The 13,907-nt window shown below is 56.3% G+C and carries 15 protein-coding genes and 3 pseudogenes; 9 read left to right on the top strand and 9 right to left on the bottom strand.

The genetic code is table 11. The features are described from left to right. Positions 1–59: 59 nt before the first annotated feature. Both AC3ZVB_RS06015 and AC3ZVB_RS06010 read right to left on the bottom strand, forming a co-directional pair. On the bottom strand, positions 60–1,409 hold the full coding sequence (locus AC3ZVB_RS06015; RefSeq protein ID WP_490146047.1) for a heavy metal sensor histidine kinase: 1,350 nt from the start codon (positions 1,407–1,409) through the stop codon (positions 60–62). After that, complete coding sequence (locus AC3ZVB_RS06010) at positions 1,409–2,089, bottom strand: heavy metal response regulator transcription factor (RefSeq protein ID WP_162437399.1); 681 nt, start codon at positions 2,087–2,089, stop codon at positions 1,409–1,411. The genes AC3ZVB_RS06015 and AC3ZVB_RS06010 overlap by 1 nt, the downstream gene beginning before the upstream one ends. Positions 2,090–2,244: 155 nt before the next feature. Between AC3ZVB_RS06010 and copI the strand changes: the two genes are divergently transcribed. Together copI and queF are read left to right on the top strand one after the other, a co-directional pair. After that, the gene (gene copI / locus AC3ZVB_RS06005) at positions 2,245–2,772 is read left to right on the top strand and encodes a copper-resistant cuproprotein CopI (protein ID WP_162437398.1); all 528 of its coding nucleotides are present in this window, start codon (positions 2,245–2,247) and stop codon (positions 2,770–2,772) included. A gap of 102 nt (positions 2,773–2,874) precedes the next feature. Then, the gene (queF, locus tag AC3ZVB_RS06000) at positions 2,875–3,705 is read left to right on the top strand and encodes an NADPH-dependent 7-cyano-7-deazaguanine reductase QueF (protein WP_490146046.1); all 831 of its coding nucleotides are present in this window, start codon (positions 2,875–2,877) and stop codon (positions 3,703–3,705) included. Between the two features lie 156 nt (positions 3,706–3,861). Here the strand turns inward: queF and AC3ZVB_RS05995 are convergent, their stop codons facing one another. Together AC3ZVB_RS05995 and pcrP are read right to left on the bottom strand one after the other, a co-directional pair. Further along, complete coding sequence (locus AC3ZVB_RS05995) at positions 3,862–4,125, bottom strand: DUF4404 family protein (protein WP_162437396.1); 264 nt, start codon at positions 4,123–4,125, stop codon at positions 3,862–3,864. Positions 4,126–4,250: 125 nt separating this feature from the next. Next, positions 4,251–4,871: an HAD superfamily inactivated hydrolase PcrP gene (gene pcrP, locus AC3ZVB_RS05990; RefSeq protein ID WP_162437395.1), complete on the bottom strand. Its 621-nt coding sequence runs from the start codon at positions 4,869–4,871 to the stop codon at positions 4,251–4,253. 196 nt (positions 4,872–5,067) lie between these two features. On the opposite strand from pcrP, the gene AC3ZVB_RS05985 reads away from it, so the two are divergent. Then, positions 5,068–5,757 carry an MlaA family lipoprotein gene (locus tag AC3ZVB_RS05985; RefSeq protein ID WP_490146045.1) on the top strand — a complete coding sequence of 230 codons (690 nt, stop codon included), beginning with the start codon at positions 5,068–5,070 and terminating at the stop codon, positions 5,755–5,757. Positions 5,758–5,818: 61 nt separating this feature from the next. On the opposite strand, the gene AC3ZVB_RS05980 is transcribed toward AC3ZVB_RS05985, so the two are convergent. Next, complete coding sequence (locus tag AC3ZVB_RS05980; RefSeq protein ID WP_162437393.1) at positions 5,819–6,118, bottom strand: PilZ domain-containing protein; 300 nt, start codon at positions 6,116–6,118, stop codon at positions 5,819–5,821. A 274-nt stretch (positions 6,119–6,392) separates the two neighbouring features. Here AC3ZVB_RS05980 and rssB point away from each other — a divergent pair, with 274 nt between their 5' ends. Further along, positions 6,393–7,577: a two-component system response regulator RssB gene (gene rssB / locus AC3ZVB_RS05975; RefSeq protein WP_162437392.1), complete on the top strand. Its 1,185-nt coding sequence runs from the start codon at positions 6,393–6,395 to the stop codon at positions 7,575–7,577. Further along, on the top strand, positions 7,574–8,056 hold the full coding sequence (rssC, locus tag AC3ZVB_RS05970; protein ID WP_123403442.1) for an anti-sigma factor antagonist RssC: 483 nt from the start codon (positions 7,574–7,576) through the stop codon (positions 8,054–8,056). The genes rssB and rssC overlap by 4 nt, the downstream gene beginning before the upstream one ends. A 181-nt stretch (positions 8,057–8,237) precedes the next feature. Here the strand turns inward: rssC and tal are convergent, their stop codons facing one another. Together tal and dusA are read right to left on the bottom strand one after the other, a co-directional pair. Then, a complete protein-coding gene (gene tal, locus AC3ZVB_RS05965; RefSeq protein ID WP_162437391.1) occupies positions 8,238–9,164 on the bottom strand; it encodes a transaldolase in 927 nt (308 codons plus the stop codon). 178 nt (positions 9,165–9,342) lie between these two features. Then, positions 9,343–10,338 (bottom strand): tRNA dihydrouridine(20/20a) synthase DusA, encoded by a 996-nt coding sequence (gene dusA / locus AC3ZVB_RS05960; RefSeq protein WP_194690419.1) that lies wholly within the window; start codon positions 10,336–10,338, stop codon positions 9,343–9,345. A 137-nt stretch (positions 10,339–10,475) separates the two neighbouring features. On the opposite strand from dusA, the pseudogene AC3ZVB_RS05955 reads away from it, so the two are divergent. Next, positions 10,476–10,853: pseudogene (locus AC3ZVB_RS05955) on the top strand (lysis protein); the annotation flags it as partial. 53 nt (positions 10,854–10,906) lie between these two features. Here AC3ZVB_RS05955 and AC3ZVB_RS05950 read toward each other — a convergent pair. Next, positions 10,907–11,242 (bottom strand): GrlR family regulatory protein, encoded by a 336-nt coding sequence (locus tag AC3ZVB_RS05950; RefSeq protein WP_490146044.1) that lies wholly within the window; start codon positions 11,240–11,242, stop codon positions 10,907–10,909. A 241-nt stretch (positions 11,243–11,483) separates the two neighbouring features. Here AC3ZVB_RS05950 and AC3ZVB_RS05945 point away from each other — a divergent pair. From AC3ZVB_RS05945 to AC3ZVB_RS05935, 3 genes and pseudogenes are all read left to right on the top strand, one after another. Continuing rightward, positions 11,484–11,804 (top strand): annotated as a pseudogene (locus AC3ZVB_RS05945) (DNA adenine methylase); the annotation flags it as partial. Next, a pseudogene (locus tag AC3ZVB_RS05940) lies at positions 11,799–12,322 on the top strand (IS66 family transposase); the annotation flags it as partial. The pseudogenes AC3ZVB_RS05945 and AC3ZVB_RS05940, both read left to right, overlap by 6 nt. Before the next feature lie 57 nt (positions 12,323–12,379). Next, a complete protein-coding gene (locus AC3ZVB_RS05935) occupies positions 12,380–12,643 on the top strand; it encodes an NIPSNAP family protein (protein WP_490146043.1) in 264 nt (87 codons plus the stop codon). A gap of 870 nt (positions 12,644–13,513) precedes the next feature. On the opposite strand, the gene AC3ZVB_RS05930 is transcribed toward AC3ZVB_RS05935, so the two are convergent. Beyond that, the gene (locus AC3ZVB_RS05930; RefSeq protein ID WP_490146042.1) at positions 13,514–13,843 is read right to left on the bottom strand and encodes a hypothetical protein; all 330 of its coding nucleotides are present in this window, start codon (positions 13,841–13,843) and stop codon (positions 13,514–13,516) included. Positions 13,844–13,907: the final 64 nt, after the last annotated feature.

The raw sequence follows: 13,907 nt of genomic DNA, 5'->3' as shown, positions 1-13,907 counted from the left end.
GCTCAACTCGATCCCTGTGGGAGCCGAGCTTGCTCGCGATGAGGCCGGCGCTGCTGGCCTCAATCTCCCCTTGGCAGCTCAATCACAAACCGCGTCAAGCCCTTCTCCGATTCACACCAGATCTGCCCGCCATGGGCACGTATGATCGAACGGGTGATCGCCAGCCCCAAGCCCGCATGCTCACTGCTGCCTTCCTGGCGTGCCGGATCAGCCCGGTAGAAACGATCAAACAACCTCGGCAACAACGCCTCGGAAACCTCGTCCCCCGTGTTCTCAATGGTCAGGCTCAACCCTTGCGGTTGATCAGTGATCCGCACCCGCACTTCGCCATCGACCGCCGTGAACCGCAACGCGTTATCCAGCAGATTGGAAAGCGCGCGCCGCAACATGCTGCGATCGCCCACCATGCGTGCAGTGCCCTCGCGGCTCACGGTCACGTGGGAGTCATCGGCCAAAGGCGCAAAAAATTCAAGCAACACATCCACCTCGTCCGCCAGGTTCAGCGGTTCGCGACTGGGCATCAACAACCCGTGGTCCGCCTTGGCCAGGTACAGCATGTCGTTGACCAGTTGCGCCATCCATTGCAGCTCTTCGAGATTGCTGTGCAGTGCCTCGCGATAGTCCTCGATCGGACGTGGGCGGGTGAGGGTGACTTGCGTGTGGGTCAGCAGGTTCGACAGCGGCGTGCGCAGTTCATGGGCAATGTCGGCGGAGAGCGCAGAGAGTCGCTGAAAGGAGTCGTCCAGGCGCCCGAGCATGGCGTTGAAGTGGTGGGCCATTTCCGCGAGTTCTGGTGGCATGTTTTCTTCGGGCAAACGCGCGTTGAGCGATTGCGCCGACACCCCGCGAGCCACCGCGCTCATGCGCCGCAATGGCCGCAACCCGCTACGCGCCGCCCAGGCGCCGAGCAACGCAGTGGCCAATGCGGAGAGTCCGACAGTCAACCAGATCAAGTGCTGCATGCGCTGTAGAAAGTGCTGGTGATGAGTGATGTCCAGCAACAGCGTCAATTGCGGCGAATCGGGTTTGTCGGGGTAGAGTGGCGCGTTCAGGACTCGATAGTCCGTGCGATCACCTTTGAGGGTCGACAGGCCTGGTGTTAGCGCAAGTGTCTCCGGCAGGTGCGCCGAGCTGTCGTACCAGCGCTGACCATCGCTGCCCGTGATCCGCAGATACAGATCCGCCTGTCGACTCAACTCATCTGCCAGTTTGACTTCGCTAGTACTGGACTGAATGTCCTGCAGCGACCGGCGCAGGCCAATCAACTTGCCCTCCAGCAACTGTTGATCAAGTTCGATGAAGTGCGCCTCGCTGGCACGGTTGAACAACACGCCAGCGAACAACGACACCACGGCCGTGCAGGCGGCAAACAACAGCGCCAGGCGACTGCTCAAGGACAATCGACGCATCAGGCGGGGCGCTCTTCAAGGACGTAACCCATGCCGCGTACGGTATGAATCAATTTGTTGGGGAATTCATCATCGACTTTCAGGCGCAAGCGGCGGATGGCCACTTCGATGACGTTGGTGTCGCTGTCGAAATTCATGTCCCAGACCTGGGACGCGATCAATGACTTGGGCAGCACTTCGCCCTGTCGGCGCAACAGCATCTCCAGCAGGGCGAATTCCTTGGCTGTCAGGTCGATGCGCTGACCGCTGCGTTCGACCCGGCGGCGGATGAGGTCGAGGCGCAAGTCGGCCAGTTGCAGGCTGGTGTCCTGAGGCGGCGCACTGCCGCGCCGCAACAGGCTGCGGACCCTGGCCAGGAGCTCGGAAAAGGCGAACGGTTTGACGAGGTAGTCGTCGGCTCCCAGCTCCAGACCATGAACCCGGTCTTCCACTGCGTCACGGGCGGTCAGAAACAGTACCGGCGTATCCAGTCCGGCACCGCGGACCGCTTGCAGGATCTGCCAGCCATCGCGACCGGGCAGCATCACGTCGAGGATCAACAGGGCGTAATCGCCACTCAATGCCAGCTGCTGACCAGTGCTGCCATCGGCCACCAGTTCGGTGTTGAACCCGGCTTCGGTCAAGCCCTGGCGCAAGTAGTGGCCGGTTTTCAGTTGGTCTTCGACGATCAGCAGTTTCATGGATAACTCGAGGCTAATGGAGCGAATGCTTTATACCGTGGGCAGCGTGAATGCTGGCCAACCTGACAAAGTTGTAATCTGGCTGTCAGGTTCAAGCCAGTGACAGCAGTTTAATGTCTTCTGCAGGCTGAACCTTATCTTGTTGGAGTATGACTATGTTTTTGCACAAACCTCTTCTGCTGTGCGCCTGCCTGTTGGCGCTGAGCACGCCGACATGGGCGGCGCCCGCGCACTCTTACGATTTCGGTCAGCCGGCACCAGCGTCCAAGGCGACGCGCAGCATTGAAGTGGTGATGGGCGATATGTCGTTCGACCCCAAGGCCATCGAGGTTAAGGCAGGGGAAACGGTGCGCTTTGTGCTGGTGAATAAAGGCCAGCTGCTGCACGAATTCAACCTGGGTGACGCGGCGATGCATGCCCGTCATCAGCAGGAAATGCTGCAAATGCAGCAAAGCGGCATGCTGACGCCGACAGGCATGAAGAAAATGGACCACGGCGCCATGGGCAAAATGGATCACGGGATGAAGCACGACGACCCCAACAGCGTACTGGTGGAGCCCGGCAAAACCGCCGAGTTGACCTGGACGTTCAGCAAAGCCACCAACCTGGAATTTGCCTGCAATATTCCTGGCCATTACCAGGCGGGCATGGTCGGCAAGTTAACCGTAGACGCAGCTAAGTAAAACGCCGCGGAAACCGGTGTAGAGGAAAACCCTCTGTAACAGCACTCAAAGGCGGGAGCAAAGGCTGGTAGAATCGGCTGATTCTTCAGTCAGGTTTCCGCCATGCATCCCGCAGCCGAACACTCGCCGCTGGGCAAATCCAGCGAATACATCGCCACGTACACACCGTCCCTGCTGTTCCCGATTCCGCGCACCGCGAAATGGGCCGAGTTGGGCCTGACCGCAGAAACCTTGCCTTACAAAGGTGTGGATTTCTGGAACTGCTTCGAGCTGTCCTGGTTGCTGCCATCGGGTAAGCCCGTCGTCGCGATCGGCGAGTTCAGCATCCCGGCGGATTCGCCGAATATTATCGAATCCAAGTCGTTCAAGCTGTATCTCAATTCGCTGAATCAGACACCGTTTGCCGATACTTCGAGCCTCGAAGCTGCGCTGGTCAAGGATTTGTCCGCCGCTGCCGGCAAACCGGTCGGCGTGCGCATCCGCAGCCTGAAAGACGTTGAAGCCGAAGGCGTGGTGGCATTGCCGGGCGTGTGCATCGACGATCTGGAGATCACTGTCAGCAACTACGAGCACCCACGTCCGGAGCTGTTGCGTTGTGACGATTCACGCATTGTGGAAGAGAGCGTGCACAGCCATTTGCTCAAATCCAACTGCCCGGTGACCAGCCAGCCGGACTGGGGCAGCGTGACCGTGGAATACCGCGGCGCGGCTCTGGATCACGCGAGCTTGCTGGAATATATCGTGAGTTTCCGCCAGCACTCGGATTTCCATGAGCAGTGCGTCGAGCGGATCTTCCTTGATCTGCAGCGGCTGCTGAAACCGGAGAAATTGACGGTGTATGCGCGCTACGTACGACGCGGCGGGCTGGACATCAACCCGTATCGCAGCACTGAAGAGGTGCAACTGCCGAACCATCGTCTGGTCCGTCAGTAACGATCTTGTTTATGTAGCAGCTGGCGCAGCCTGCGTTTGGCTTCAACGCAGGCTTCGCCACCTGCTACAAAGGGTGTGCAGTTCAAAACATTTTGTCGGCCGTTGAAAACAAAAAGCCCCGCCATCACTGGCGGGGCTTTTTTGCATTTAACGGGTTCAGATCCCGATATTGCCCAGGGTCAGCACGATGTTGCGCAACGTGCCTGCAATGGCAGGGTGTTCGAGTTCGAAGCGTTCTACCGCCAGGTTTACACCGTCGGCAAGGCTGGAATCCTGGGTCTTGGTCTCAAGCTCGATCTCCAGCTCGATCTGTTGCATCAGATCGTGGAGGTTCTCGCGCTCGGCTTCGGACAGTGGCGGATTCTGTTCCAATTGCTCGCGCAGAGTATTGAGCTGTTCTTGCAGTTCGCGGGCAGGCATGGCGTTCTTCCTTTTATCGATAGGCACTGGCATAGACCGCAGCAGCATGCCAAAGGTCTATGGCTTGCCTCTAGATTAATCCACTCGCGTATAAGCTGCATGTGTTCATGTCAATGAGGTGGCGTTCAGGGCTTTTCGCCCTTGAGTCGGCGCTGATTGATGTCCGCGAGGCAGGTATCGAGGTCGCCCAGGTGATCGATCACTGAATGCACGCCCAGGCCGAACAGCTGAACCGTCGCTTTGCCACGTTTGATTTCCCGCTGTTGTGCCGTCAATGCCTGCCACTCAGTGGGTGCCAGTCCGCAGAGCGAACCGCACGACGCCAGGCCAATCGTCCACAACCCGGCGTTCAGGCCTGATTGCAGCAGGCGTGGTTCACCGCTGACCAGGACACACCCCTCCAGTCGATCAACGTTGAGCGACATCAACGCTTCCCAGCAGGCGTGAGGCGCCGGCCATGGATTGTTTGTTTCGATTTGTTTCGACGGTTTGACCCATTCCGGCAATGCGAGGGCCAGGGAATGGCTGAGGGAAGGGGGCAATTCATCCACCCATGCGCATGGAATCTGTTGGCGCTGCAGGCTGTGCAGGCTATCCAATGCGCCGGGAGTCAGTTCCGCGTGAGTGGTGCAGAGGTCGCGGCGTTCACGGGTTCGGGCGCCGAAATCCACCAGGCAACCACTGAGACCAAACAAAACGGCGGTCAGGCGCGGAGCAACGAGGGGCAAGACTTCGGCGTGCGGCATATCAACGTCCCTGAAATAGTACGAGGCTATGCGTCGCCGATGACAGTTGAGTGACAATCAAGTGAATCGCCTGACATCGCCACTGTCCCTAAAGCAGCGGACGCCGATGCTGCCTAACGCGGCGTTTCCGTCTTATACTGTCGAGCTTAACGTCTGGGCCGTGAGCCCACGTCAGTACAATCCAAGGAGTTTTTCTATGCGCTGGAGCAATCTTCTAGCTCAGCTTTGTGTGTGTTCCAGCGTATTGCTGATTCCGTTTGTTGCTCAGGCAGCATCGGAAGATGACCCTTTGGAAAGCATCAACCGTCCAATCTACAAGTTCAACGATGTGCTCGACACCTATGCGCTGAAGCCTTTGGCCCAGGGCTACCAGTACGTGACGCCGCAGTTCGTTGAAGACGGTATTCACAACTTCTTCAGGAACATCGGTGATGTTCGCAACCTGGCCAACGACGTGCTGCAAGCCAAGCCGGCCGCGGCGGGTGTTGATACCGCGCGGTTGATCTTCAACACCACGTTTGGTTTGCTGGGCTTTATCGATGTCGGCACCCGAATGGGCCTGCAGCGCAACGACGAAGACTTCGGCCAGACCCTCGGCTACTGGGGCGTACCGAGCGGTCCGTACCTGATGCTGCCGCTCTACGGTCCGAGCACCTTGCGCGATGCGCCAGCGAAGTATGCTGACTCCTACGTCGGCGCTTATCGTTACGTGGACGATGTGCCAGTGCGTAACTCGTTCATGGCGCTGGATGTTGTCGATACCCGTGCGAGCTTGCTGTCGGCCGAGAAGCTGATCAATGGCGACAAGTACATCTTCATCCGCAATGCGTACCTGCAAAACCGCGAATTCAGGGTCAAGGACGGTCAGGTCGAAGACGATTTTTGATTTCGACCGGTAAAACAAGGAAGGCGGCCATCAGGCCGCCTTCTTTCGTTTGAAATCGCCGTTATTTCATCTTCAAGATTGTAAGCCCGAGTTTCTGGCTCCCGCCGTCCTGATCCTTGACCCATACCACCTCGGTGTCGGCTTCAAGGCCCTTGAGCGCAGCATGTTCTGAATCTATCCGCACGTTCAACAGGTCGCCGACCTTAAACAAGCGGGGCGCTTCAACCTGCATGCCGCTGCTGGAAAGGTCGATACAGACGGCTGGAACCTCATCCCCCTCATGAATCAGCGCCACCTCGGCATCCACTCGCATGCGGATGAAATCGCGTTTTTCGCTATAGTCCCGATCGGTTTGACTCATGGGGTTCAACCTTCCATTGGGTTACGGTTTTGACAGTTCTTATAACTCCCGGTCATTTGACAAGTAAAGAGCTCAAGCGACCATCGCCGTATGCTTGAAACGCCCCGCGGATGGGAGTACCGTCTGCGCCTTAGAAGGGCACCTCTGGTGTAACTGTGTGTAGGGCAAATGCCTGAAAGCGGTGCGACAGAGAGGCTAGAAAGCGAATCCAGTAGTACGGTGAGGTTGAAAACCTGCCGGCTACGCCAACCTAATTCTGGCGCCGTTTGCCCACATGCCAAAAACCAGTGCCACGCTGCTGATAATCGATGATGACGAAGTAGTGCGCGCGAGCCTCGCCGCCTATTTGGAAGACAGTGGTTTCAGCGTCCTGCAGGCCAGCAATGGTCAGCAAGGTCTTCAGGTATTCGAGCAAGACAAGCCCGACTTGGTCATCTGCGATCTGCGCATGCCGCAGATGGGCGGACTCGAACTTATCCGTCAGGTCACCGAGCTTTCGCCGCAGACACCGGTGATCGTGGTTTCGGGCGCCGGCGTGATGAACGACGCGGTCGAGGCCCTGCGCCTGGGCGCGGCGGACTACCTGATCAAGCCTCTCGAAGACCTGGCCGTGCTCGAGCACTCTGTGCGCCGGGCTCTGGATCGTGCGCGCCTGCTGCTGGAAAACCAGCGCTATCGTGAAAAGCTGGAGAAGGCCAATCGCGAGCTCGAAGCCAGCCTGAACCTGCTCCAGGAAGACCAGAACGCCGGTCGCCAGGTGCAGATGAACATGCTGCCGGTGAGTCCCTGGACAATCGACGATTTCCAGTTTGCCCACCAGATCATCCCGTCGCTGTACCTCTCGGGTGATTTCGTCGACTACTTTCGGGTCGACGAGCGCCGTGTAGCGTTCTATCTGGCGGACGTTTCCGGTCACGGCGCTTCATCAGCCTTCGTTACCGTGCTGTTGAAGTTCATGACCACGCGTTTGCTGTTCGAATCCAAGCGCAGCGGTACATTGCCCGAATTCAAGCCTTCAGAGGTGCTTGGTCATATCAACCGAGGCCTGATCAGCTGTAAGCTGGGTAAACACGTCACAATGGTCGGTGGAGTCATCGACGAGGAGACAGGTTTGTTGACCTATAGCATCGGTGGTCATTTACCGTTGCCAGTGTTGTACACACCGGACAGTGTTCGTTATCTGGAAGGGCGTGGTCTGCCCGTGGGCCTCTTCAATGAAGCCACTTACGAAGACCACGTACTGGAGCTGCCGCCGACGTTCAGCCTGACGCTGATGTCCGATGGCATTCTGGACCTTCTGCCAGAGCCTACACTCAAAGAAAAAGAAGCGGCGTTGCCCCAACGGGTCAAGGCTGCGGGCGGCACCCTGGATGGGTTGCGGCAGGTTTTTGGATTGGCCACGCTAGGGGAGATGCCGGATGATATCGCCCTGTTGGTGTTGAGCAGGAATCTTCAATGAGTACCGGTAGAATCCAGTTCGCCGAGCAGGACGGCACCTTCGTCCTGAAGTTCGTCGGTGAAGTTCGCCTGACCCTATGTTCGGCGTTGGATGCGACTATTGAGAGGATCTTCACCGCGTTGAACTTCAACGCGATCGTGATCGACCTGACCGAAACCCGCAGCATCGACAGCACCACCCTTGGCCTGCTGGCCAAACTGTCGATCCTGTCGCGGCAAAAGGTCGGCCTGCTGCCGACCGTCGTGACCACCCACGAAGACATCACGCGTCTGCTGCAGTCCATGGGCTTCGAGCAAGTGTTCAACATCGTTGACCGCCCGATCCCATGCCCTGAATGCCTGACCGACTTGCCAGACCAGGATCAGTCCGAAGAGATCGTACGGATCAAGGTGCTCGAAGCGCACAAGATCCTGATGGGCCTTAACGATTCCAACCGTGAAGCCTTCCACGACCTCGTGAACGCGCTAGAGCGGCACTGATGCGGTAGGCACCGCATTGCCCTGTGGCGAGGGAGCTTGCTCCCATTGCCCCCAACCCTTCATGGCGTTGCGTCAGACAGCCTCTGGCCAGCCAAATTAGCCTGAACCTCGCATCAATCCCAGCGCACAAAAAAGGGCGAACCCACCAGGGTTCGCCCTTTTTGCATTGCCTAGTCCTAGATCACAGCTTGGCTTGCAACAGCGCCTCAAGCTTCTCCTGATCCCGAGCAAACTGGCGAATGCCTTCCGCCAGTTTCTCTGTTGCCATCGCATCTTCGTTGGACAACCAGCGGAATTGCGCTTCGTTCAGGCTCAGGCGCGCTTCCCCGGCATGCCCCGGCGCCAGTTTGCGCTCAAGCTTGCCGTTGTCCGCCGCCAGTTTCTCCAGCAATTCCGGGCTGATGGTCAGGCGATCGCACCCGGCCAATTGCTCAATCTGGTTCAGATTGCGGAAGCTCGCGCCCATCACCACAGTCTTGTAGTCATTGGCCTTGTAGTAGTTGTAGATACGCGTCACCGACTGCACGCCCGGATCATCCGCGCCGGTGTAGTCATTGCCGTTGGCCTTTTTGTACCAATCGTAGATACGGCCTACAAACGGCGAAATCAGGAACACGCCCGCATCGGCACAAGCCGCTGCCTGAGCAAACGAAAACAGCAGCGTCAGATTGGTCTGGATGCCTTCCTGCTCCAGCTTCTCCGCAGCGCGGATGCCTTCCCAGGTGGACGCGATCTTGATCAGCACACGGTCACGGCCAATGCCGGCCTTGTCATACAGCTCGATCAGACGGTGCGCGCGCTTCAATACGGCGTCAGTGTCGAACGACAGACGCGCATCCACTTCAGTGGAAATGCGCCCCGGTACAACCTTCAAAATCTCTTGACCGACGGCCACGCCAAAACGGTCGCTGGCCAGGCCGACATCGCCCTTGCAGTCATGAACGCAAGCGTTCAGCAATTCGGCATAACCGGAAATGGCCGCCGCTTTCAGCAACAGGGAAGGGTTGGTGGTAGCGTCCACCGGTTTAACGCGAGCGATCGCTTCGAAGTCGCCGGTATCGGCAACCACGGTAGTCATTTGTTTGAGTTGTTCCAGCTTGGAAGTCATGAGTGTGCTCTGTCCTTTGGATTTGATGACATTACCCGAGCGCTGACAGCCACTCAAGGGCGCGTGTACCTATCGAAGGCCCCAGCGGCAACAACCTGAAAACAGCTGTTTGAAAGGTGGGGCGCGGTGTTGATAAATACGATGCCGAAACAGTGAACAGGTTCAACCCGGGCGACCGTTAACGCCCCTCCAGCAACTCCGCCGCCTGATCCAGCAACGCCAAAGGCTCCTTGGCCTTGTGAATATCCACCGACAACAACTGCCGAAACTTGCGCGCACCCGGAAAACCGGTGCCCAGTCCCAGCACATGCCGGGTGATATGGTGCATCGAACCACCCGCATCGATATGCGCGGCTATATAAGGACGCAACTGCGCCAGCGCCTCAGCCCGAGTGATCACCGGTGCCGTGCTGCCGAACAACTGCTGATCCACCTCGGCCATCACATAAGGATTGTGATACGCCTCACGACCCAGCATCACACCGTCGAACGTCTGCAAATGCTCATGACAGGCTTCCAGCGTCTTGATCCCGCCATTGAGAATAATCTCCAGCTCCGGAAAATCCGTCTTCAACCGCGCCGCCACGTCGTAGCGCAGCGGGGGAATGTCGCGATTCTCCTTCGGCGAAAGCCCCTCAAGAATCGCAATCCGCGCATGCACCGTAAAGCTCGTGCACCCGGCATCCCGCACCGTGCCAACGAAATCACACAGCTGCTCGTAACTGTCCCGCCCATTGATCCCGATGCGATGCTTCACCGTCACCGGAATCGACACCGCATCGCGCATCGCCTTCACACAATCAGCCACCAACTGCGGATGCCCCATCAGCATCGCGCCAATCATATTGTTCTGCACCCGATCACTCGGGCAGCCAACGTTCAGATTGACCTCGTCATAACCATGCTCCTGAGCCATACGCGCACACGCGGCCAGATCCAGCGGAACACTGCCACCGAGTTGCAGCGCAAGCGGGTGCTCGGCGTCATTGTGGCGCAGGAAACGCTCGTGATCGCCGTTGAGCAACGCGCCGGTGGTGACCATCTCGGTGTAGAGGAGGGCGTGCTTGGAGAGCAGGCGCAGGAAGAAGCGGCAATGGCGGTCAGTCCAGTCCATCATGGGGGCGACGGAGAAGCGGCGGGAGAGCGGTGCGGGTGTGGCAATGGCTGGAGGCATTAGAAGAATCTGGAATCGGTCGGGCTAGGGAGTGGGCAGTTTATCAGGGTTGGGCAGTTGGGACGCGTGGCAGTAATACAGGGGGCAAGGCGTGACGCTGGGTGCGAGTAAACAGATGGAAAATGGATTTTCCTCATTTGGTCAAACAAACGCTGGCAGCGGCTACGCATCGCCAAGCCGAGCAGCACAAGCGCCTGGCGCTCGAGCAGCGGCTTTCCGTCAGTGAACAAATCCATTACCGAGTTTTAAGCGATGCCCAACGTGATCAAAGTCGCCTGCGCGACCGCCTTGCCACTGTTGATCTGCGCTTGTCAGTCCTACTCGACGTCACTGCAGGCGCTGGCATTGGATCGATGCCAGCCACCACCGCCACCAGCGGCGTGGTTCATGGAGTCACAAGAGCCCAACTTTACACAGCGCATGCTCAACGAATTATCGGCATCACCGATGAGGGTGACCGAGGACTGATCGCCCTGGCGGCCTGCCTATGTCAGAGTAGTCTCGTTTCTAAGTGAGAGCAGATAGCTGACTCTGGTAGCTTGAGCTATCTAACTCTCGTGGGTGAAGCCTACACAGCTGCAGCGATTCTTCTGCCAGAGAGATCTACACGAATACTGGCATCACCAACAACTGTTCCTGTGAGTGAAATAGTGCCCTTTTCATAGTCGATCTCGCCGGTAGCATCGAGAGTGTAGTTATCGAGCCCCGTGACATTGGTATTCCCTGGTTGCCACATTGAAACCTGAAATTTTTCTGCGAACCTTCCAGAGGTTGTGGGAACGCTGCCTTGATATAGAAAGTTGGGGTCTCCTCCATTGACGGCGCCGTCCTTGATTACGACGAGACCCTCACCGTTATCAGGCCGGTTCGACCTGAATTTCACTTCGAATATTCCGTTCGACATTTTTTAACTCCTGTTTGATGGCCGCTTGAGGCTAGGTCAACGATAGGAATAAGCGAGGAGAAGCGGATCAGGACCGCGAACTCAATGTTCTAAAAGAGCGGCCGGAATGGATGCGCCAACATCCACCCCGGCCGCCGTCCCTGCAGATTGCCCCTGCAAGTCCAGCCAAGGCTCTTACTCCTTGCACAAAGCGCGGCGAGCCTAGCGCCTGTTTATCCATACAGCAAAGATCTTGCTCTCTATGTCTACACCCATCATCCCTTGGATGGGCGGCAAACGCCGCCTGGACGACCGCCTCATCCCGCTCTTCCCACCACACGAATGCTACGTGGAAGTCTTTGCCGGCGGTGCCGCGCTCTACTTCATGCGACCCCAGGCCGCGCCCGTTGAAGTCCTCAACGACATCAACGGCGACCTAGTCACGCTGTACCGCGTCGTGCAGAACCATCTGGAAGAATTCGTGCGCCAATTCAAATGGGCGCTTAGCTCGCGCCAAGTGTTCGAGTGGCAGAAAATGACCCGCTCTGAAACCCTCACCGACATCCAGCGCGCCGCCCGGTTCGTCGACCTGCATGTGGCGAATAAAAGCCAGTTGGCGGAGCAGGCGCTTCACTCGATTGGTGGGCTGTACGAAATCGAGCGACACGCTAAGGAAGTGAACGATGAAGACCGTTGGCGATTACGCCAGGAAACGGCGGTGCCCATCGCTGAAAAACTGCATGAGTGGATGCTGGCCCAACGAGAACTTGTCCCGGAGGGCTCGGCTACGGCCAAGGCCCTGGATTACAGTCTTAAACGCTGGGTAGCGCTGACGCGCTACTTGGGGATAGTGCTGTGCCCATCGACAACAACCAGATCGAGAACTTGACCCGGCCGTGGGCGGTTGGGCAGTCGAACTGGTTGTTTGCTGGGTCGCTACGCAGCGGCAAACGAGCTGCGGCGATTATGAGTCTGATCCAGTCGGCGCGGCTGAATGGTCATGACCCTTACGCCCATTTAAAGGATGTTCTCACGCGCCTGCCGACGCAGAAATCGAGTGAGCTTACGCAACTGCTGCCGCATAGCTGGACTACCGTCTAATAGGGTAAGTTGGGATGTACGGACGCTCACACTGAACTCCACATTGGAAGATTTGGAATGACTCGAATTATTGAAATCCTAATGTACACCTTAAAACCAGGATCGGGACTGGATTTTCATGAAATAATGCAGAATGTGAGCGTTCCACTTCACCTAGAAGCTGGCATAGATGTCGTTTCTTATGGCTGCTCACTGCATGATTGTGACAGCTATCACCTGATTCGTTCCTATGAAAGCGAGAGCCATCGCCAAGTGTCTCAAGATGCTTTTTACGCAAGTGCTACTTGGAAACACGGCCCGAGACATTATCAGTCGGATTGATATTAGTACAACGACGGTTATGGCGCTCGCTCAATGCGCAATTGATGCCATCAGAGCTTCCGTAGATCTATCTATAGCCGAAGCTCGATCCGCGTAGCTGACATCGACAAAGGAAGACCCCGTAGTCTCAAACGCAGGGGGGCAGGAGGATGTGTTGGCCGAACGGTTACCGTCGAGAGAAGTGATTCCTCCATCGTCCCATAAAATTGGGGTGTTAATATTGTTTCCGGCAAATACTCCGTCGTTCGATGAACCTGTAATGGATGTGGGCGCTGCGAGATAACCCTCTATAGGTACTAAAGATTTGTTAATGGTAAATGATGTGCGGAAAGCAAAGGCTTCGGCATTCGAACCAACCCAGCCAGCAATAAATTTTCCATCCTTAGATATTATTGAGGCTTCACTTGAGTCTTGACTGTGACTAATGCTAGATATGGGAGTTGTTGTCCCAGCTAGCAAGTCGGCGGCAAGAACCGCTGAACCGCTGAAATGTTGAAGAATAAGATTGGTGTTGCCAGTGGGGTCCTTGTGGTTTTCAGTATAGAGATCAATTTACTAATGGGGGATTTTCTGTGATTCCCTAATCGTAGGAGGGGGCGCACGCTTGGATAAAGGGTGGAAGTATTAATGAGGTTGTTAATTTATTGTTAATGCTGTTATTTTTCGGCAACTTTCTGTTTTTCATGAATAAAAAATTTCCTAGCGAAGCGTTGGACTAGACTTTGTAGATGAGTTTAGCTTGCTCTGTCTTTTCGGGTAGAGACATTATTTCGGAATAACTAGAAAGTGCTGCTCGAATATTGGGGCGGTCAGCAAATGTATGCTTCGAGTAAAAAGTTTTTTTTGGATGGGCCAGTTCTTGTAACTGGCCTACCTCTTTGCTGGGGGATAATGCTCGGCCGCGAAGGAGTTTTTGTTGAGAGATATTTTCAACTGAAGTTTGTTCTCTCGCATGGACGTGATTTCAATTGATATTTTTTCGCAAGGATAGGTGGAGTTATTGGTAATTTGTGACGGGAGATTATTTATGATGATGCGATCTCCCAGTGCGGTTGCGAAGGTCTGGCTTAGGGTGCCGCTTCTCACCGCCGTAGGCGCTGACTGACGGGAATTCAAATCAAGGATTTGCTGCTGATAGTCATCAGGCAAATGATCGTGTTCTATAAAAATCAAATTATTGGTTTCCGATTTGGCTAGCATGTTTGTTACCTCGTGAAAGTTTCCTGAAGTATCAAAGTTATTCCTCGTATGATCAAATCATTAA

The sequence above is a fragment of the Pseudomonas sp. MDV22-iso1 genome (genome assembly GCF_058145095.1).
This window is presented reverse-complemented; position numbering and strand designations above follow the sequence as displayed.